This is a genomic window from Pseudomonas inefficax (assembly GCF_900277125.1).
Taxonomy (GTDB): domain Bacteria; phylum Pseudomonadota; class Gammaproteobacteria; order Pseudomonadales; family Pseudomonadaceae; genus Aquipseudomonas; species Aquipseudomonas inefficax.
Map to the genome: position 1 here is coordinate 1 of NZ_OPYN01000071.1, position 19778 is coordinate 19778.

21 protein-coding genes and 1 riboswitch are annotated in these 19778 nt (G+C 64.9%); of the genes, 19 read left to right on the forward strand and 2 right to left on the reverse strand.

Annotated features, from left to right (window positions below):
• The coding region (locus tag JV551A3_RS08990) for a phospholipase D-like domain-containing protein (RefSeq protein WP_235874554.1) at positions 1–738 on the forward strand (738 nt) is incomplete at its 5' end.
• Between the two features lie 82 nt (positions 739–820).
• Here the strand turns inward: JV551A3_RS08990 and JV551A3_RS08995 are convergent.
• Entirely contained in the window at positions 821–1825 is a 1005-nt protein-coding gene (locus JV551A3_RS08995; protein WP_133971810.1) for a DMT family transporter, read from the reverse strand.
• A 101-nt stretch (positions 1826–1926) separates the two neighbouring features.
• On the opposite strand from JV551A3_RS08995, the gene JV551A3_RS09000 reads away from it, so the two are divergent.
• From JV551A3_RS09000 to JV551A3_RS09020, 3 genes are all read left to right on the forward strand, one after another.
• The gene (locus tag JV551A3_RS09000) at positions 1927–2859 is read left to right on the forward strand and encodes a LysR substrate-binding domain-containing protein (RefSeq protein WP_133971812.1); all 933 of its coding nucleotides are present in this window, start codon (positions 1927–1929) and stop codon (positions 2857–2859) included.
• 42 nt (positions 2860–2901) lie between these two features.
• Positions 2902–4047 (forward strand): GGDEF domain-containing protein, encoded by a 1146-nt coding sequence (locus tag JV551A3_RS09005; RefSeq protein WP_133971814.1) that lies wholly within the window; start codon positions 2902–2904, stop codon positions 4045–4047.
• A 1122-nt stretch (positions 4048–5169) separates the two neighbouring features.
• Complete coding sequence (locus tag JV551A3_RS09020) at positions 5170–5433, forward strand: DUF3077 domain-containing protein (protein ID WP_112252663.1); 264 nt, start codon at positions 5170–5172, stop codon at positions 5431–5433.
• A gap of 195 nt (positions 5434–5628) precedes the next feature.
• Here the strand turns inward: JV551A3_RS09020 and JV551A3_RS09030 are convergent, their stop codons facing one another.
• The gene (locus JV551A3_RS09030) at positions 5629–6207 is read right to left on the reverse strand and encodes a hypothetical protein (RefSeq protein WP_133970594.1); all 579 of its coding nucleotides are present in this window, start codon (positions 6205–6207) and stop codon (positions 5629–5631) included.
• Between the two features lie 167 nt (positions 6208–6374).
• Positions 6375–6594: riboswitch (cobalamin riboswitch) on the forward strand.
• 120 nt (positions 6595–6714) lie between these two features.
• Between JV551A3_RS09030 and cobO the strand changes: the two genes are divergently transcribed.
• The 15 genes from cobO to JV551A3_RS09100 all read left to right on the forward strand — a co-directional run bounded on the left by cobO (position 6715) and on the right by JV551A3_RS09100 (position 19490).
• Entirely contained in the window at positions 6715–7326 is a 612-nt protein-coding gene (gene cobO / locus JV551A3_RS09035; RefSeq protein WP_013971375.1) for a cob(I)yrinic acid a,c-diamide adenosyltransferase, read from the forward strand.
• A complete protein-coding gene (locus JV551A3_RS09040) occupies positions 7323–8618 on the forward strand; it encodes a cobyrinate a,c-diamide synthase (protein ID WP_133970595.1) in 1296 nt (431 codons plus the stop codon). Before cobO ends, JV551A3_RS09040 begins: the two co-directional genes overlap by 4 nt.
• A complete protein-coding gene (gene bluB, locus JV551A3_RS09045) occupies positions 8615–9265 on the forward strand; it encodes a 5,6-dimethylbenzimidazole synthase (RefSeq protein WP_133970596.1) in 651 nt (216 codons plus the stop codon). The genes JV551A3_RS09040 and bluB overlap by 4 nt, the downstream gene beginning before the upstream one ends.
• Positions 9262–10170 carry an adenosylcobinamide-phosphate synthase CbiB gene (gene cbiB / locus JV551A3_RS09050; protein ID WP_133970597.1) on the forward strand — a complete coding sequence of 303 codons (909 nt, stop codon included), beginning with the start codon at positions 9262–9264 and terminating at the stop codon, positions 10168–10170. The genes bluB and cbiB overlap by 4 nt, the downstream gene beginning before the upstream one ends.
• Positions 10163–11155, forward strand: coding sequence for a threonine-phosphate decarboxylase CobD (gene cobD / locus JV551A3_RS09055; protein ID WP_133970598.1), 993 nt, complete (start codon positions 10163–10165; stop codon positions 11153–11155). The genes cbiB and cobD overlap by 8 nt, the downstream gene beginning before the upstream one ends.
• On the forward strand, positions 11152–12606 hold the full coding sequence (locus JV551A3_RS09060; protein WP_133970599.1) for a cobyric acid synthase: 1455 nt from the start codon (positions 11152–11154) through the stop codon (positions 12604–12606). Before cobD ends, JV551A3_RS09060 begins: the two co-directional genes overlap by 4 nt.
• A 1-nt stretch (position 12607) precedes the next feature.
• Entirely contained in the window at positions 12608–13129 is a 522-nt protein-coding gene (cobU, locus tag JV551A3_RS09065) for a bifunctional adenosylcobinamide kinase/adenosylcobinamide-phosphate guanylyltransferase (RefSeq protein ID WP_133970600.1), read from the forward strand.
• Positions 13126–14181: a nicotinate-nucleotide--dimethylbenzimidazole phosphoribosyltransferase gene (gene cobT, locus JV551A3_RS09070; protein ID WP_133970601.1), complete on the forward strand. Its 1056-nt coding sequence runs from the start codon at positions 13126–13128 to the stop codon at positions 14179–14181. Before cobU ends, cobT begins: the two co-directional genes overlap by 4 nt.
• Positions 14178–14744 carry a histidine phosphatase family protein gene (locus JV551A3_RS09075; RefSeq protein ID WP_133970602.1) on the forward strand — a complete coding sequence of 189 codons (567 nt, stop codon included), beginning with the start codon at positions 14178–14180 and terminating at the stop codon, positions 14742–14744. Before cobT ends, JV551A3_RS09075 begins: the two co-directional genes overlap by 4 nt.
• A gap of 1 nt (position 14745) precedes the next feature.
• Entirely contained in the window at positions 14746–15468 is a 723-nt protein-coding gene (locus JV551A3_RS09080; protein WP_133970603.1) for an adenosylcobinamide-GDP ribazoletransferase, read from the forward strand.
• A gap of 341 nt (positions 15469–15809) precedes the next feature.
• A complete protein-coding gene (locus JV551A3_RS09085) occupies positions 15810–16925 on the forward strand; it encodes a glycoside hydrolase family 5 protein (RefSeq protein WP_177421267.1) in 1116 nt (371 codons plus the stop codon).
• Between the two features lie 177 nt (positions 16926–17102).
• The gene (locus JV551A3_RS09090) at positions 17103–17507 is read left to right on the forward strand and encodes a MarR family winged helix-turn-helix transcriptional regulator (protein ID WP_133970605.1); all 405 of its coding nucleotides are present in this window, start codon (positions 17103–17105) and stop codon (positions 17505–17507) included.
• Positions 17508–17570: 63 nt separating this feature from the next.
• Positions 17571–18773, forward strand: coding sequence for an MFS transporter (locus JV551A3_RS09095; protein ID WP_133970606.1), 1203 nt, complete (start codon positions 17571–17573; stop codon positions 18771–18773).
• Complete coding sequence (locus JV551A3_RS31185; RefSeq protein WP_256660769.1) at positions 18770–18892, forward strand: hypothetical protein; 123 nt, start codon at positions 18770–18772, stop codon at positions 18890–18892. Before JV551A3_RS09095 ends, JV551A3_RS31185 begins: the two co-directional genes overlap by 4 nt.
• A 46-nt stretch (positions 18893–18938) precedes the next feature.
• Entirely contained in the window at positions 18939–19490 is a 552-nt protein-coding gene (locus JV551A3_RS09100; RefSeq protein ID WP_133970607.1) for a glutathione peroxidase, read from the forward strand.
• The last annotated feature ends 288 nt before the right edge of the window (positions 19491–19778 follow it).

The window sequence follows — 19778 nt, forward strand, 5'->3', positions numbered from 1 at the left end:
ATGCGCCGCAGCCTGCGCGGCGACATCCGACGTTTGCGCGCGCGGCTGCGGCGCATGGCCTATGAGGCACCGACCAGCGGGGCGGGGCAGGGCCTGCGGGTTGTACCGCTATTGGGTGTGGGGCGTGGCAACCCGCTGAACAGGGCACTGTGCGCCTTGTTGGCGGCGGCGCGTACGCAGATCATCATCAGCACGCCGTATTTCAACCCGCCCCGGGTGCTGATGCGCGAGCTCGACCATGCCCTGGCGCGTGGTGTGCGGGTGGAGCTGATCGTTGGTGATCGCACGGCCAATGACTTTTACATAGCCCCCGGCGAGCCGTTCAGTGCCAGCGGCGCGTTGCCCTACCTGTACGAAGATAACCTGCGCGCCTTCACCCGACGTCGCCACGCTGCAATTGCCAGCGGCCAGCTGCAGGTGCGGATCTGGAACGATCCCGGGCATACTTTTCATGCCAAGGGTGTGTGGGTCGACCAGCGTTATTCGCTGCTGACCGGAAACAACCTGAACCCGCGCGGCTTCAACCTGGACCTGGAGAACGGCCTGCTGATCGACGACCCACAAGGACAATGGCTGGGGCCACGGGAAGCAGAGCTGGCCGAGTTGCGCCGCCATGCGCCGAAGATCGGCTCGGCTGAGGAGTTGGGGGTAAAGACCGAGCACCCCAAGGAAGTGCGCAGGTTCCTGCGGCGGCTGCGCTATAGCCGGCTGGAGCCGCTGATCAAACGGGTGCTCTGAGGGGATTCAAGCGTTTTTGTGGGAGCGGCCTTGTGTCGCGAAAGGGCCGCAAAGCGGCCCCTCGATTTCAGCGTCACCGCCGCTATTGTTGGGGCTGCTTTGCAGCCCTTTCGCGACGCAAGGCCGCTCCCACAGGGGCCGCGTCAGGCTGTGCCACCTTGGTTTCCTGTTTGCCCCGCGGCTTGAGCCGCGACACCGCAAACAGCACCACTGCCAACCCGACCACCTGGTAAAGCGAAATCTCCTCGCTCAGGATCGCCCACGATGCCAGCACCGTCAGTACCGGCCCCAGGTTGCCCACTGCCGCAGTATGGGTCGGCCCCAGGCGCTGTATCGCCAGTGCCACCCAGTAGATCGGCAGCACCGTGGAAAACACCGCCATCAATCCGGCATTGGCCCACACGGCGCCTGGCAACTGCCACAACTGCCCGACCGGCGCCACCACCAGGTAATGCGCCAGCACCATCAGCGACGACGCAGTGCCGCACAGCCCAGCCAGGCGCATCGAACCCATGCGCTTGAGCATCATTCCGGTGCCGGAGTAATACAGCGCGTAGGTCACTGCACTGGCGAACACCCACAGCGAGCCCAGCACCACCTGCTGGCCAGCCCCGGCCACACTGACGTCGTGGACAAAGGCAATGCCCAGCCCCAGGTAGCACAGGCCCATGGCCGACAAGGTGCGCAGGCTTGGGCGCTCACGCAGGGCAATGGCCTGGAACACCAGCACCAGGGTCGGGTAGGTGAACAGGATCAGCCGCTCCAGCCCGGCGCTGATGTACTGCAGCCCATAGAAGTCGAACAGGCTGGCCAGGTAGTAGCCCAGCAGCCCGAGCAACGCGACACGCAGCCCATCGCCCAGGTTGAGCGGTACGCTGCCCTGACCACGGCTGGCCCATACCAGCCAGGCGAACATCGGCAGCGACAACCCCATGCGCAACGCCAGCAGGCTTATGGCGTCCACCGGCCCTGCCGCATAGGCGAGCTTGACGAAGATGGCCTTGAAGCTGAAGCCCAGGGCTGCCAGTACGGCGTACAGGGCGCCGCTTTGCAGTTGGCGCTGGATCAGGCTGCTTAATGCGTTCATGGGGTACCCGCGGCAGAAGATATATAGGGTTATTCTGAACAGAAGGCGGCCGCGCTAGAATCGCTTTTATTCGAACAGGGCTTTCGTTTTTGGAGAAGGGTATGCCGTTCGACCTGACTGATCTGCGCCTGCTGCTGGCCATTGCCGCCACGGGCAGCTTGAGCAAGGCGGCTGCGACCTTCCCGGTGGCGGTGTCGGCCGCCAGCAGTCGCCTGCGCCTGCTGGAAGAGCGCTGCGGCCTGGCGCTGTTCACCCGCAACGCCGGTGGCATGCAGCTGACGCCTTCCGGTCGCATGGTGCTGGAGGGCGCACGCAGCGTGCTTGGCGAGGCGCACAAGCTGCAGGAAACCTTGCAGCAACTGTCTGGCGAGCACCGCATTACCTTGCGCCTGGCAGCCTCTACCGTGTCCAACAGCACACTGCTGCCGGCGGTCTTGGGGCCGTTTCTGGTGGACTACCCGGAGGTCGACCTGCAACTGATGGAACACAAGAGTGTGGATGTGCTGCGGGTGGTGGTGGCCAACGAGTGCGAGATCGGAGTGTACGATGGCATCCTGCCCAGCGAGGGGGTGGTATCGCTGCCGTTTCGCACCGAGCGGCTGGTAATGCTGGTGCCCGCCGACCATCCTTTGGCCAGGCGCGAACAATTGCGCCTGGTCGATGCCTTGGGCTACGCGTTCATCTGCCTGCCGGGTGGGCGGCCGATGCAGCGCTTTGTCGAAGAACTGGCGATGAACCTGGCCATGCCGCTGAAAGTGCGCGTGCGAGCACCCAGTTTCGAGGCCATCGCGCAGCTGGTGGCGCAGCGCGCAGGCGTGGCCATGCTGCCCGAAACAGCCGCCGTGCGCGCCGAGCAAGAGTTGCCGGTGCGTCGGGTGGCCCTGGCGGAAAGCTGGGCCACTCTGGAGCTACGTTTGTGTTTCCGCGACTGGGAGCGCCTGAGCTCACATGGGCGGCAACTGGTGAGTTTTTTGTCCGGGCAACGGCTTACTGCGCCGGGGCCAGGCGAATACAATCGGGCCTTTTCCTCGTAAACCAGACAGGCCAATCCGTTCATGGCGCTTGATCCACCCACCATGCTGACTATCTCCATCGCCCTGGCTGGCGCGGCCGCGTTGTACCTGGCGATCGAGTGGCGCAGCGTTCGCGATTCATCGCTGCTGTTCTGGAGCGCAGGCTTTGCCACCATCACGATTGGTTCCACCCTGGCTTTGCTGCGCGGCATCGGTTTGTTGCTGATCGGTATCTGGTTCGCCAACGGTTTGCTGGTGGTGGCGCACTGGTTCTTCCTGATGGGGGTGTTGCGCTTCACCCAGGTGCGGCTGTCGCGTATCTGGTTATCGGTCGTGCTGGTGTGGTTCGCCTTGCTGCTGTTGCCTGTGGGGCCGCAGTGGTCGAAGGTAATGTTGATGGTCAACTCGTTGCTGGTGGCGCTGTTGACGCTCAAGGCCAGCTGGCTGTTGCGGCCGCATGGCAAGTCGTTGAGTGTTGGCGCCGTGCAGCTGCGCTATGTGCTGCTGGTTCATGGATTGTTCTATGTGGCCAAGGCGATCATTGCGATCACCCCGGGTACGCTGATTGACCTGACCACTTTCGGCGGGCTGATCATTCAGGTTTCCTTGGTCGAAGGTGCGATGGCGATCATGCTGATTGCCTTGTCGATGACCGGCACCGTGCGCTACCGGCGCGAGGCGCGGATTGCCCGTCTGGCGGCCCGTGACCCGTTGACGGCGCTGTACAACCGGCGTGCACTGGAGGTGCGTGCGGGGCCTTTCTTCAAGGCAGTGGATTCGGCGCAGCCCGGGGCCTTGCTACTGATCGACATCGACAACTTCAAGCTGGTCAACGACCTGCACGGGCATGTTGCAGGGGACCGCTTGCTGATTGCCCTGAGCGAGATGATTCGCACGGTGCTGCCCGAGCGCTCGCTGGCGGCGCGGTTGGGCGGTGATGAGTTCGTCATTCTGCTGTGTGGTGCGAGCAGCGAGCGGGTCATGGAGCTAGGCGGATTGCTGCGTGAGCAGTTCCAGCAGTATGCCAGCAGGACGGTGCCTACGCCGCAGCCGGTCACCTTGAGCATCGGCGCCAACCTGTTCGACCAGCCGCCGACGAGCCTGGCGGCCTTGATCGAGCAGGGGGATGTGGCGTTGTACCAGTCCAAGCGAAATGGGCGCGACAGCATCCGCTTTGTCGAACGGCCGACGGTCGACCTCAGTCAGTAGCAGTTTTGCCTTTGCTTCTAAGCGCGCGAAAGTTCAGGCGCCGCCGATTGCGACTTCAGGAGGCCGAGCGAAGGGACTGCGGAGGGAGGTGACGGGCATGGATGCCCGTCAAGCGCTGAGGCCCCATGGATGGGGCCTGCAGCGCGTACTCCCGGGAGCAGGCCCGTAGCGAGGGAACCCCGGAGCGAAGCGTAGGGGCCGGATGATGGGAGCGGACGGTTTTTGGTTCCTTTTTGCCACGACAAAAAGGGACCCGCCGTAAGGGCGGAAAGGTGACTTGGCGCCACCATCGCGAATGAATGTCTACTCGATGTGAATGCCGACATCCAAAAGGCCAAAAGGCCAAAAGCCAAAAGCCAAAAGCCAAAAAGCTTAGGCGACGGTTTTGATATAGCGAACAGTCCGTTTGCGATGGCGACGCTTACTCACCTTTTCGCCCTTACGGCGAGTCACTTTTTGCCAAACGCGGCAAAAAGTAACCAAAAAACGCTGCGCTCCCATCATCCGGCCCCTGCGCTGCGCTCCGGGGTCCCCTCGCGCCGGTCTTGCTCCCGGGAGTACGCGCTGCAGGCCCCATCCATGGGGCCTCAGCGCTTGACGGGCATTCATGCCCGTCACCTCCCTCCGCAAGACCTCTGCTCGGCCTCCTGAAGTCGCGAAGATCAAGATCAAAAGCAAGAGCAAGAGCAAGAGCAAGAGCAAGAGCAAGAGCAAGAGCAAGAGCAAGAGCAAGAGCAAGAGCAAGAGCGTGCAGGTCTGGTGGTGGTTCAATGTGCCAGTTGCAAGGTGGCGTGGGGCGAGCCCAAAAATCAGATTTAACACCTTTCTTGTAGGCCGTTTCCCAAAGATACTCCCAACGCCTATTCTCCGTTGCGCGTGCCAAATGCGGTCTCTAGTCTCGGCATGTCGTTGACCTTCAATGACCGGGTTAGCCGCCCGAAATCGTCAGACACCGCAGCCGTGCAATACCGAGCAATCGGCATTGGCGCCTTATGGCGGCTGTGCGTGGGGCACCTGCGGGTGCGCCGGGTGCCTGACGTCCCGGTCGGCTAACCCACGTACAGCTGCCACCATACTGTTTAGCCGCGGTCGGTGGTCGCTTCACTACGACAGGAGCCCTAAATGACCACCGAAGACACGAAATGCACAGTCGGCAAAACCATATTCTTTCAAGGTGAAAACCAGACCCACCCCCTGTTCCGCATCGAACCTGGCATCTCCTGCCAGAACGCCCGCGAACAAGCCTCGGAATTGATTGGCTATGCACGGGATCTGACCATCGACGGCCTGATGGAAGACAAGCCAAAGCTGATCTGGGCCGCGCACTACCTTTGTGCCTTGGGCAAAGCGCTGCTGGATGATGCCGAACTCGGCATGATGCGTTAGGACCTGAAGGGCGCGCAGGGGGCCGCATATAACTGAAAGATTTAGCAGGGGCTCTGTGGGAGCGGGCGCGCCCGCGAACACCGGCGTAGCCGGTGCCAGCCACCGCGCTGGATTCTTCGGGGGCACGCCCGCTCCCACAGAAGCCACGTCGCGCTTGCGAAACGAGTTCCGGTCCCGGCCCGAGCCTAAGTAGCTTCAAGCCTGCTTGAGCAACAACGCCACCCCCGGAAAATACTGCCCCAGCTCGTTGTGCAACTTGCGGTAGGCATACGGGAAGTACCAGGCGATGGCACAGGCGGTATGTTTCTGCAGATCGTCGACCAAGTCCTGCAGCTCCTCGGGGCTGGCGTGCTGGCCAGCCTTCCACGGGCTGATGAACAACGCCCCGGCTTTCAACTGGCTGGGGTAGGCCACCTGGCGGGCGAGGGCAGCGGTCTGCTGCAGGGCGTCGGCCATGTCCAGCCGGGCGATTTTTGGCCAGCGCTGGCTGACACTGAGGTACAGCGCTTCATCGGCACTGCTGATCGACAGGTCGCAGCGCCCTTCGTACTCGCCTTCGTCGCGCTGCTTCTTGCCGGCAAACTGCTGCAGAGCCGCCAGTTCGGCCTGCCACGCCGCTGCGGCAAGCATACCGGTATTGGCGGCTGCGCCATGCCAATAAGGTGCTTCGGCATCGCCGGCAAACTGGTTGAAGCGGTCGATACAGTCGCCCCAGCGCTCCAGCGCCGGCGCAAGGAACTCCAGACGCGGGTTGTTGATGATCTGGCCTCGCATGCTGCGCTCTCCTGTTATCGTTGTGATCGCGTTCAGCTGAAAGTGATGGCTATGTGATATCACTGTATTGAGTGTGGCACAACCAGGCGAATTGGCCATTACCCGGGCGATGCCTGTTCGATTGCAAAGCAGCCCGCTTCGATTGACGCTCCCGGTGCAACCCTCTAACCTTCGCGCGTGTTTCAGGTGCCCTGCCAGCCCCGTCTGGGCAGGGTGAAACTGGGAAGCCGGTGGGTGCCAGCATGGCGCGATTCCGGCGCTGCCCCCGCAACGGTAGGTGAGTCGCGGCCGCGCAGGGCCACTGGGTGCCAGCACCCGGGAAGGCGCGCAGGCCTGGGCCAAGGCCCGCTCACAAGCCCGGAGACCGGCCTGATACTGCCAACGGCATCACGGAGGGTGATGCGCGGTGCACCGTGGCGTACGGCCACGGCCCCTGCGCGTTCTCCGTCTGCCCGCCTTTTACCTGTCGCCGCGCGTTGCCGTGGCGCCAGCCAGCGGAGAACCCTGATGAGCGAATCCACCGAACGCGACGAACGCCACCTGGCGCGCATGCAGCGCAAGAAGGCGATCATCGACGAACGTATCGCCAATTCCCCCAACGAATGCGGCCTGCTGCTGGTACTGACCGGCAATGGCAAGGGCAAGAGCAGCTCGGCCTTCGGTATGCTCGCTCGCGCCCTGGGCCATGGCATGCAGTGCGGTGTGGTGCAGTTCATCAAAGGCCGCAACAGCACCGGCGAAGAGCTATTCTTCCGCCGCTTCCCCGAGCAGGTGCGCTACCACGTGATGGGCGAAGGCTTTACCTGGGAAACCCAGGACCGTCAGCGCGACATCGCCGCCGCCGAAGCGGCTTGGGCTGTGTCGCGCCAGTTGCTGCAAGACCCGAGCGTGCAGTTCGTGGTGCTCGATGAACTGAACATCGCCCTCAAGCACGGCTACCTCGACCTTGACCAGGTGCTGTCCGATATCCAGGCGCGCCCACCGATGCAGCATGTGATCGTCACTGGCCGTGCCGCGAAGCCCGAGATGATCGAGCTGGCCGACACCGTGACCGAGATGGGCATGCTCAAGCACGCGTTCCAGGCCGGCATTCGTGCACAGAAGGGCGTGGAGCTGTGAGCCAGCCGCGCCATTGCCCCGCCGTACTGATCGCGGCACCGGCTTCTGGTCAGGGCAAGACCACCGTCACCGCCGCCCTGGCCCGCCTGCACCGCAACCTCGGGCGCAAGGTGCGGGTGTTCAAGTGCGGGCCCGACTTTCTCGACCCGATGATCCTCGAGCGGGCCAGCGGTGCGCCGGTGTACCAGCTCGACCTGTGGATGATTGGCGCCGAGGAAAGCCGCCGCCTGCTGTGGGAAGCCGCCAGCGAGGCCGACCTGATCCTCATCGAAGGGGTGATGGGGCTGTTCGACGGCACGCCGTCCAGCGCCGACCTGGCGCGCCACTTCGGCGTGCCGGTGCTGGCGGTGATCGATGGTACGGCCATGGCCCAGACCTTCGGCGCTCTGGCTCTGGGCCTGGCACGCTACCAGGCGGACCTGCCATTTGCCGGTGTGCTGGCCAACCGGGTTGGCAGCCTGCGCCATGCGCAACTGCTGGAAGGCAGCCTGACCGAAGGCTTGCGCTGGTATGGGGGCTTGTCCCGCGAGCGCGGTATCGAGTTGCCCAGCCGCCACCTGGGGCTGGTCCAGGCCAGCGAACTGAACGACCTGGACGCGCGCCTGGATGCCGCTGCCGAGGCGCTTGGTGCCAGTTGCGATGCTGCCTTGCCGCCGCCAGTGGCCTTTGCCGAACCCGAACCGCAAGCCAGTGCTGCCTCGTTGACCGGTGTGCGCATTGGCGTGGCGCGGGACGAGGCGTTCGCCTTCACCTATGGCGCCAACCTCGACCTGCTGCGCAACCTGGGCGCACAGCTGGAGTTTTTCTCGCCGCTGCATGACCGCGAGCTGCCAGCGGTGGACAGCCTGTACCTGCCGGGCGGTTATCCCGAACTGCACCATCACGCCCTGGCCGCCAACGCGCCGATGAGCGAGGCGATACGCGCCCATCACGCCCTGGGCAAACCGTTGCTGGCAGAGTGCGGCGGCATGCTGTACCTGCTCGATGCCTTGACCGACGTGGCCGGCGAGCGTGCCGAGCTGCTCGGCCTGCTGCCGGGCGAAGCGACCATGCAGAAACGCCTGGCTGCCTTGGCCTTGCAGGCGGTGGAACTGCCGGAAGGTACCCTGCGCGGGCACACCTATCACCATTCGCTGACCAGTACCGCACTGGAGCCGATCGCCCGAGGCCTGAGCCCCAACGGCGGGCGTGGCAACGAAGCGGTGTACCGCCTGGGTCGGCTGACGGCCTCCTACGTTCACTTCTACTTCCCCTCCAACCCAGATGCGGCGGCGGCGCTGTTGCGACCATGAGCGAGCACGCCTACAGCGACGCCGAGCGCGCCGCGATCTACCGGGCCATCGGCGAACGCCGTGACATGCGCCACTTCGCCGGTGGCGAGGTAGCCCCGGAGCTGCTGGGCCGCCTGATGGCTGCCGCGCACCAGGCGCCAAGCGTCGGGTTGATGCAGCCCTGGCGTTTCATCCGCATCACCCGGCGCGACCTGCGCACGCGCATCCAGGCATTGGTGGAAGCAGAGCGGGTACGTACCGCCGAAGCCTTGGGCGAACGCTCCGACGCCTTCATGAAACTGAAGGTGGAAGGCATCAACGACTGCGCCGAGCTGCTGGTGGCCGCCCTGATGGACAACCGCGAGCCGCATATCTTCGGCCGCCGCACCCTGCCCGAAATGGACCTGGCCTCGCTGGCCTGCGCCATCCAGAACCTGTGGCTGGCCGCCCGTGGCGAAGGCCTTGGCATGGGCTGGGTGTCGCTGTTCGACCCGCAGGCGCTGGCGGCGCTGCTGGGCATGCCGGCCGGGGCCAAGCCGGTCGCAGTGCTGTGCCTGGGACCGGTAACCGAGTTCTACCCGGCACCGATGCTGGTGCTGGAAAACTGGGCGGAGGAACGGCCCTTGAGTGAAATGCTCTTTGAGAACCAATGGGGAGAGCACCAATGAGCGTGGCCTTGCTGACCGTGGCCGGGGTGGCCCTGGATGCCTTGCTGGGCGAGCCGCAGCGGCGCCACCCGCTGGTAGCCTTCGGCAACATGGCCAGTAACCTTGAGCGCCGCCTGAATGCCGGTGGGCGCGGCTGGCGCAGCCACGGGGTGAGCGCATGGTTCTTGGCCGTGGTGCCGCTTACCCTGTTGGCACTGATCCTCTCCTGGCTGCCGTATATCGGCTGGCTGGTCGATGTGCTGGCACTGTATTGCGCTGTCGGGCTGCGCAGCCTGGGCGAACACGTGTTGCCAGTGGCCAGTGCATTGCGCCAGGGTGACCTGCAGGAAGCGCGGCGCCGTGTGGGCTACCTGGTCAGCCGTGAAACCCGCGAACTGGACGAACCCGCGGTAGCTCGAGCGGCCACCGAATCGGTGCTGGAGAATGGCAGCGACGCGGTATTCGCCGCGTTGTTCTGGTTCGTGGTGGCTGGCGCGCCGGGCGTGGTGCTGTACCGCCTGAGCAACACCCTGGACGCCATGTGGGGCTACCGCAACGAGCGCTTCGAACGCTTCGGCTGGTGCGCGGCGCGCGTCGACGATGTGCTCAACTATATTCCCGCCAGGCTGGTGGCATTGACCTACGCGCTGCTGGGCAAGACCCGCCTGGCCCTGGCCTGCTGGCGCAAGCAGGGCCCGCTGTGGGACAGCCCCAATGCCGGACCGGTAATGGCTGCCGGTGCTGGTGCGTTAGGGGTGGAGCTCGGTGGCCCGGCGGTGTACCACGGCGAGCTGCATGAGCGGCCACGCCTGGGGGAGGGGCCAATGGCCGACGCCGAGGCCATCGAGCGCGGCTGGGGCCTGGTGCAGCGCGGCGTATGGCTGTGGCTGCTGGTGATCTGCCTGGGGGCCTATATCAATGCTTGAACACGGAGGCCGCCTGCTGCGGGCGGTACGGCAATACGGCATTGCCCGCGAGCAGTGGCTCGACCTGTCCAGCGGCATTGCGCCATGGCCTTTTCCGATTCCACCGATTCCCATGGAAGCCTGGGCCCGCCTGCCGGAGACCGAGGACGGCCTGGAAGACGCTGCACGGGCGTATTACGGCGCCCGTCAATTGCTGGCGGTGGCTGGTTCCCAAGCTGCGATCCAGGCCTTGCCGCTGCTGCGCGCAACCGGTCGGGTAGGTGTAATGACGCCGTGCTATGCCGAGCACCCGTACGCCTGGCAACGGGCGGGGCACCAGTTGCTGGAGCTGGACGAAGCGCAGGTAGAAGCGACGCTCGACAGCCTCGACGTACTGGTGCTGGTCAACCCCAACAACCCCACCGGCCGCCGGGTGCCGCGTGAACGCCTGCTGGAGTGGCACGCGCGCCTGGCTGCACGCGGTGGCTGGCTGTTGGTCGACGAAGCGTTCATGGACAACACTCCGGCGGATGGCGTGGTCGATTGTGCCGAGCGCCCGGGGCTGATCGTACTGCGCTCGTTCGGCAAGTTCTTCGGCCTGGCTGGCGTGCGCCTGGGGTTCGTTGCCGCCGAACGCAGCCTGCTGCAGCGCCTGGCCGAGTTGCTCGGCCCGTGGACGGTCAATGGCCCGACCCGGGTGCTGGCCCAGGCCAGCCTGGCCGACCACGCTGCCCAGCGTGTGCAAGTCGAACGCTGCGCCGCCGCCAGCCAGCGGCTGGCGATGCTGTTGCGCAGCGCCGGCCTGGCGCCCAGCGGCGGTTGCGACCTGTTTCAGTACGTGCGCAGCGAGCATGCCGCGCACCTGCATGACTTTCTTGCCCGCCGCGGCATCCTGGTGCGGTTGTTCGAGCAGCCGCCAGCGGTACGCCTTGGGCTGCCAGAATGCGCGGCGGATGAGCTGCGCCTGGCCCAGGCCCTGGCAGATTATCAAAAGGAAACGGCATGACCACCCTCATGGTGCAAGGCACCACCTCCGACGCCGGCAAGAGCACGCTGGTGACCGCACTGTGCCGCTGGCTGTTGCGCCAGGGCGTCGGCGTGGTGCCGTTCAAGCCGCAGAACATGGCGCTGAACAGCGCGGTGACCGCCGACGGCGGTGAAATCGGCCGGGCCCAGGCGGTTCAGGCCCAGGCCTGCCGGCTGCAACCGCACACCGACATGAACCCGGTCCTGCTCAAGCCCAACAGCGACACCGGCGCCCAGGTGATCATTCATGGTCGTGCCGTCACCAGCATGAATGCGGTGGCCTACCACGACTACAAGGCCATCGCCATGCAGGCGGTGCTGGCTTCGCACCAGCGCCTGAGCGCCGCTTGGCCGGTGGTCATGGTCGAGGGCGCGGGCTCGCCGGCGGAGATCAACCTGCGTGCCGGTGACATCGCCAACATGGGCTTTGCCGAAGCGGTGGACTGCCCGGTGATCCTGGTTGCCGACATCAATCGCGGTGGCGTGTTCGCCCATCTAGTCGGCACGCTGGAGCTGCTGTCGCCCAGTGAGCAGGCGCGGGTAAAGGGCTTTGTCATCAACCGCTTTCGCGGCGACATCGCCTTGCTGCAGCCGGGGCTGGACTGGCTGGAGCAGCGCACCGGCAAACCGGTGCTGGGCGTGCTGCCGTATGTCACCGACCTGCATCTGGAAGCCGAAGACGGCATCGATGTGCGCCAGGGGGCCAAGACCGAGCGCGTGCTCAAGGTGATCGTCCCGGTGCTGCCGCGTATCAGCAACCACACTGACTTCGACCCACTACGCCTGCACCCGCAGGTGGACCTGCAGTTCATCGGCCCGGGCCAGCCGATCCCGGCTGCCGACCTGATCATCCTGCCGGGTTCCAAGAGTGTGCGCGGCGACCTGGCGCAACTGCGTGAGCGCGGTTGGGACAAGGCCATCGACCGGCACCTGCGTTATGGCGGCAAGCTGATCGGTATCTGCGGTGGCCTGCAGATGCTGGGCCGCGAGGTGCATGACCCGCTTGGTCTTGAAGGGGCCGCTGGCTCCAGCCCGGGGCTTGACCTGTTCGATTACGCCACGGTGCTCGAAGCCGAGAAGCAGCTGCGCAACGTCGTTGGCACACTGAACCTCGACGCAGTTCCGATTGCCGGTTACGAAATCCATGCCGGCGTCACCACGGGGCCTGCCCTGGAGCAGCCAGCCGTGCAACTTGCCGATGGCCGTTGCGATGGTGCTGTCAGTGCCGATGGCCAGATACTTGCCACCTACCTGCACGGCCTGTTCGAAGGCAGCCAGTCGTGCGCGGCGTTGCTGCGCTGGGCTGGCCTGGAGGATGTGCAGGTCATTGATTACGAGGCCCTGCGCGAACGCGATATCGAGCGCCTGGCTGACCTGGTGGAAAAGCACCTGGACACCGCGCGCCTGCGCCAACTCTGTGGGGTGGCCTGACATGCTCAACCTGATCCTCGGCGGCGCCCGCTCCGGCAAGAGCCGCCTGGCCGAACAACTGGCCAGCGCAAGTGGCCTGCCGGTGACCTACATCGCCACCAGCCAGCCGCTGGATGGTGAAATGAACGAACGTGTGCTGCTGCACCGCCAGCGTCGCCCCGGTGACTGGGGGTTGATCGAAGAACCCCTGGCCCTGGCCGCGGTATTGCGCGCCGAAGCGGCCGAAGGGCGGTGCCTGCTGGTGGATTGCCTGACCCTGTGGCTGACCAACCTGCTGATGCTCGAAGATGACCAGCGCCTGGCCGAGGAGCGTGATGCGCTGCTGGCCTGCCTGGAACAGTTGCCGGGCACGGTGATCCTGGTCAGTAACGAAACCGGCCTGGGCGTCGTGCCCATGGGCGAGCTGACCCGGCGCTATGTCGACCTGGCCGGCTGGCTGCACCAGGCCGTGGCCGAACGCTGTCAGCGCGTGGTGCTGACCGTGGCCGGCCTGCCCCTAATGCTCAAAGGACCTGCACTATGACCCAAGCCTGGTGGCGTGATGCCTGCCAACCCCTCGACAACGCCGCCATGGACCAGGCCCGCGCCCGTCAGCAGCAGCTGACCAAACCTGCCGGTTCGCTCGGCCAACTGGAAGGTTTGGCCATTCAGCTGGCCGGCCTGCAGGGCTGTGAACGCCCGACCTTGGATCGCGCCGCAATCAGCATTTTTGCCGGTGACCACGGTGTGGTCGAGGAAGGTATCTCGGCCTACCCGCAAGCGGTGACCGGGCAGATGCTGCGCAACTTCGTTGGCGGTGGCGCGGCGATCAGTGTGCTGGCGCGCCAGCTGCAGGCGAGTCTGGATGTGGTCGACCTGGGCACCATCGACCCGCACCTGGAGCTGCCTGGTGTGCGCCATCTGCGCCTGGGCGCCGGTACTGCCAACTTCGCCCGCCAGCCCGCGATGACCGAGGGCCAGGTTCAAGCCGCGCTGCAGGCCGGTCGCGATAGTGCCCTGCGCGCCGCCGAACAGGGCGCGCAGCTGTTCATCGGTGGCGAGATGGGGATTGGCAACACCACGGCTGCAGCTGCCCTGGCCAGCGTCTTGCTGGGCTGCCCGCCGGCTGAGTTGAGTGGCCCGGGTACCGGCCTGGATCACGCCGGGGTGCGGCACAAGGCCGAGGTCATCGAGCGAGCGCTGAGGCTGCATGGCCTGAGCGCCAACGATCCATTGCAGGCACTGGGCTGTGTCGGTGGTTTCGAGATCGCGGCCTTGGCCGGTGCCTACATTGGCTGCGCGCAGGCAGGTATCGCGGTACTGGTGGATGGCTTCATCTGCAGTGTCGCCGCGCTGCTGGCGGTGCGCCTCAACCCGCAGTGCCGGGCTTGGCTGCTGTTTGCCCACCAAGGCGCAGAGCCTGGCCACAAAGCCTTGCTTGACGCGTTGCAGGCCGAACCGTTGCTGGTGCTGGGCCTGCGCCTGGGCGAGGGCAGTGGGGCTGCCCTGGCCGTGCCGCTGTTGCGCCTGGCCTGTGCGTTGCACGGGCAGATGGCGACCTTCGCCGAGGCTGCGGTGGCGGACCGCCCGGCATGATCCTCGACCTGCTGCGCCATGGCGAAACGGAACAGGGCGGCCTGCGTGGCAGCCTTGATGATGCCTTGACCGACAAGGGCTGGGCGCAGATGCGTGGCGCAGTGGCCGAAGCCGGCCCGTGGGAGGTGCTGGTCAGTTCGCCGCTGCAGCGCTGTGCGCATTTTGCCGAGGAATTGGGCGAGCGGCTGAACCTGCCCGTACAGCGTGAAGCGGCGTTACAGGAGCTGCATTTTGGCGACTGGGAGGGCCGTAGTGCGGCGCAGATCATGGAAGACCAGGCGGACGCGCTGGGGCGGTTCTGGGCGGACCCTTACGCGTTTACCCCGCCCAATGGCGAGCCGGTCGAGGCGTTCGCCGAGCGCGTGCTGGCTGCTGTCGAACGCCTGAGTCGGCAGCATGCCGGCAAGCGCGTGCTGCTGATCACCCATGGTGGCGTGATGCGGCTGCTGCTGGCCCGTGCCCGTGGTTTGCCGAGGGCGCAGTTACTGCAGGTCGAAGTCGGCCACGCTGCGCTGATGCGGCTGGTGCCGGGTGACGACGGCCAGTTGGTCGAGGGGCGCTGAAATGTTGCCGTTGTGGATTGCCTTGCAGTTTCTCAGCAGCCTGCCAGTGACTCTGCCAGGCATGCCGGCGCCGCGCGAGATAGGCCGCTCGCTGCTCTGCTACCCACTGGTCGGGTTGCTGTTCGGCCTGTTGCTGTGGCTGACCAGCCACCTGCTGCAGGGTAAGCCGACGCCGCTGCACGCGGCCCTGCTGCTGACATTGTGGGTGTTGCTCAGTGGCGCCTTGCACCTGGATGGCCTGGCAGACAGTGCCGACGCCTGGCTTGGCGGTTTCGGTGACCGCGAACGCACCCTGCTGATCATGAAAGACCCCCGTAGCGGGCCGATTGCCGTGGTCACCCTGGTGCTGGTGCTGTTGCTGAAGTTCTGCGCGTTGTGGGTGCTGGTCGAGCGGGGCATTGGCGCACAGTTGCTACTGGCACCCTTGATCGGGCGGGCAGCAATGCTTGGGCTGTTCCTGAGTACGCCTTATGTACGGCAGGGTGGTTTGGGGCAGGCGCTGGCCGAGCATCTTCCCCGGCATGCGGCCGGGTGGGTGCTGCTGGGCTGTGTGCTTTTCTGCCTGGTCCTGGGCGGGTGGATCGTGGTGCTGGCGTTCGCCGTGTTTGCCTGGTTGCGACAGCTGATGTGCCGGCGCCTGGGCGGGACTACCGGCGATACCGCCGGTGCAATGCTGGAGCTGCTCGAACTGGCCGTGGTGCTGGGGTTGGCGTTGGGCCTCTGAGCCTTGCTCTGGCCCCTGTAGGAGCGGCCTTGTGTCGCGAAAGGGCCGCAAAGCGGCCCCGCGATTTCAGCGTTAGAGCATGAATTGCCGGGCTGCTTCGCAGCCCTTTCGCGACACAAGGCCGCTCCTACAAGTGACCGCGCAAGCAGGATGTTTCTGTAGGGCGTTTCTGAGCCTAACGTGTCGGTAAATTCCTGAAAAAACTCAGCAAGAGCCGACATCTTTTCACTGGCGTATGCTTGCCCCTCCGCTAACTGTCGAGGAGTGTCGGCACCATGCGTCATGTCATTCTCGCTGCGTTTCTGTTGGCCATGGTGCCCGCTGCCATGGCAGCCGATCTCATGGCTTTCTGGAACAGCCCCCGCCACGGTGGCAACAGCTTCAACCGGCTGCCACCTGATCAAGCCTACTTCGACGCCTTGGGCGGTTATGGCGCGACTTGGGTGCGGCTGTCCTACGACAAGTGGCAACCGGCAGAACGCGACTTCCTCCTCGGCGATGCCGATGCCTACCAAGGCCTGCCTGCCACCGACCTGGCCACGCTGCTAGCCACCCTTGACCGCGCCCATAGGGCCGGCCTCAAGGTGGTTATCGCACCGCTTTCGCTACCCGGCATGCGTTGGTCGCAAAACAATCAGGGCCAGTTCGACGACCGCCTCTGGCAAGACAAACGCTACTGGTTGCAGGCTGCGGCGTTCTGGCGGGATCTGGCCCGTGAGCTGAAAGGCCACCCGGCCATCGCCGCCTACAACCTGGTCAACGAGCCCGCACCGGAGAAGCAAGGTGGCCTGGCCGAGCATGCCGACCCTGGGCAAATGCAGCAGTGGTATGCACGGCAGCAGGGCGGTGCGCGTGATCTGCCTGCCCTGTATCGGCAGTTGATAGCGGCCATTCGCGAGGAGGACTCCGACACGCCGGTCATGCTCGATGCCGGCTGGTTCGCCGCCGCCGACGCCTTCGGTTACTGGCCGGCACCTCTGGAGGACCAGCGGGTGCTGTACAGCGTGCACATGTACGAGCCCTATCTGGTGACCAGTGCACCGAACATGACGCGCAAGCAACCCATCGCCTATCCCGGGCCGGCACCCTTCGCGGGGCAGGCGCAGCAATGGGATGGCCAACGTGTGGCGCAGTACCTGCGCCAGCCGCTGGACTGGGCCGCCGCCATGAAAGTGCCCCGCTCGCGCCTGGTGGTGGGCGAGTTTGGCTGCATGCGCAGGTTGCCGGGCTGCCGGCAATACCTGGAAGACGTGCTCAGCGTGCTGGATCACTACCGGTTGCACTGGGCCTTCTACAGCTTCCGTGAAGATAACTGGGACGGCATGGACTACGAACTGGGCTCGGCCAAGGTGCCGTGGCGCTATTGGCAGGCAATCGAGCAGGGCGCCCCAGACCCGCTGGCGCGCAAGGCTACAGTAGAGTTCGAGCCAATTCGCAGGCGCTTGAACCCGGGCTGAGGGTTATGCATGTCAGTTAGGTAACTTGGGGCCGCTTTGCGGCCCATCGCCGGCAAGCCAGCTCCCACAGGGATCGCGAAATTCCTGTGGGAGCTGGCTTGCCGGCGATGGGCTGCGTAGCAGCCCCGTTAACGCTTTCTCTTGCAACATTACTAACGCGGGTATATACACGTATCCATGCTGACCAGTGAATGTATCTGTACCCACCTGCGTCGTGCCGCCCGTGGGGTGAGCCGACATTACGACGAGGCCCTTGCCGGCTTTGGGGTCAATGTCGCCCAGTTTTCCCTGTTGCGTCATCTGCAGCGGCTCGATCGCCCCAGTATCACCACGTTGGCGGAAGCCATGGGACTTGAGCGCAGTACCCTGGGCCGCAACCTGCGGGTGCTGGAGGCTGAAGGGCTGGTGGCCTTGGCCGATGGTGACGACCAGCGCAACCGCGTGGTGCTGCTGACCGAGGCCGGTACCCAACTGCTGCGTGCGGCCCATCCGGCCTGGGAACAGGCACAGGCCGAACTGGTGGAGCGGCTGGGGACAGGGCAGCGGGATGAACTGGTGCGTTTGCTGAACCAACTGGTTTGAATTGATACGACTATAAGCGGGTATATACCCGTAAAACCTTGCGATGTGCTGGAGATAACGACAATGACTTCGGTGTGGCGAACCAGCGGGTGGGTATTGGTGGGGGCAGCGTTGATCCTGGCGCTATCCCTGGGTGTGCGGCACGGCTTCGGCCTGTTCCTGGCGCCGATGAGCGCGGACTTCGGCTGGGGACGTGAGGTGTTCGCCTTCGCCATTGCCTTGCAGAACTTGATCTGGGGGCTGGCGCAACCGTTCGCTGGCGCCCTGGCCGACCGCCTGGGCGCGGCACGGGTGGTGATCATTGGCGGTATCCTCTACGCTGCCGGGTTGGTGCTGATGGGCACGGCCGACTCGGCCTGGTCGTTGTCGCTGAGTGCCGGCTTGCTGATCGGTATGGGCCTGTCCGGCACCTCGTTCTCAGTCATCCTGGGCGTGGTCGGGCGTGCCGTGCCAGCGGAGAAGCGCAGCATGGCCATGGGCATTGCCAGTGCTGCCGGTTCTTTCGGCCAGTTCGCCATGTTGCCGGGCACCCTCGGCCTTATCCAGTGGCTGGGCTGGTCCGCAGCGTTGCTGGTGCTGGGCCTGATGGTGGCGCTGATCGTGCCCTTCGTCGGCCTGCTGCGTGACCGCCCGCTGCCCACTCATGGTGCCGAACAAACCCTGGGCCAGGCCCTGCGCGAGGCGTGCTCGCACTCCGGTTTCTGGTTGCTGGCGCTGGGCTTTTTCGTCTGTGGTTTCCAGGTGGTGTTCATTGGCGTGCACCTGCCAGCCTACCTGGTCGACCAGCACTTGGCTGCGACTACCGGCACAACGGTGCTGGCGCTGGTAGGCCTGTTCAATATCGTCGGCACCTTCACCGCCGGCTGGCTGGGCGGGCGCATGTCCAAGCCGCGCCTGCTGACCGGGTTGTACCTGCTGCGTGCGGTAGTGATCGTGCTGTTCCTGTGGGCGCCGGTGACTGAGATCAGCGCTTACCTGTTCGGCATCGCCATGGGCCTGCTGTGGTTGTCCACGGTGCCGTTGACCAACGGCACGGTGGCCACCTTGTTCGGCGTGCGCAACCTGTCCATGCTTGGCGGTATCGTCTTCCTGTTCCACCAGCTGGGCGCCTTCCTCGGCGGCTGGTTAGGCGGGGTGGTGTATGACCGCACCGGCAGCTACGACCTGGTCTGGCAGATTTCCATCCTGCTCAGCCTGCTGGCTGCCGCCCTCAACTGGCCCGTGCGCGAACGCCCGGTCGCCCGCCTGCAGGCCCAGGCTGCATGAACCGCTATGTGGCTCAAGGGCTACTGGCCCTTGCCGCCCTGTTGCTGCTGGCGCTGGTGTGGTGGGGCTGGCACAAGGGCGGGATGGCGTTGATGCAGCTGGGCATGAGTGTTTGTTAGGCGCTACCCTGCAAGTTCAAAGATTGTCTTGCAGGAGAGACGAGTCATGCGTGCACATTGGTTGATGGTGCCGGTGCTGGCCCTGCTTGCCGGCGCATCGAGCTGGGCTGCCGATTGCCCGGCGTTGTTGCAGGGCAGCCTGCCAGAGTTGCGGGGCAAGGGGCAGGTGGACCTGTGCGAGCGCTTTGCCGGCAAGCCGCTGGTGGTGGTCAACACGGCCAGTTACTGCGGTTTTGCGCCGCAGTTCGAGGGGCTTGAGGCGACATACAAGGAATATCACGAGCAAGGCCTGGAAATGCTTGGCGTGCCGTCCAATGACTTCAAGCAGGAGGACGCCGATAGCGAGAAGACGGCCAAGGTCTGTTATGCCAACTATGGCGTCACCTTTACCATGACCAAGACACAGGCGGTGCGGGGCACGGATGCGATACCGCTGTTCGCGGACCTGGCCAGCCAGAGCAGTGCGCCGAAGTGGAATTTCTACAAGTACGTGGTGGACCGCAAGGGCAAGGTGATTGGTAACTTTTCCAGCCTGACCAAGCCGGATGATCCAGCATTCCGGGCAGCCATCGAAAAGGCCATTGCCTCCCAGCCATAACCTGGCTGCTCTTGCTTCGGTTTTTGCTTCTAAGCGCGCGATAGTTCAGGCGCCGCAGATTGCGACTTCAGGAGGCCGAGCGAAGGGACTGCGGAGGGAGGTGACGGGCATGGATGCCCGTCAAGCGCTGAGGCCCCATGGATGGGGCCTGCAGCGCGTACTCCCGGGAGCAGGCCCGTAGCGAGGGAACCCCGGAGCGCAGCGGAGGGGCCGGATGATAGGAGCCAGCGTTTTTTGGTTACTTTTTGTCGCGTTTGACAAAAAGTGACCCGCCGTAAGGGCGGAAAG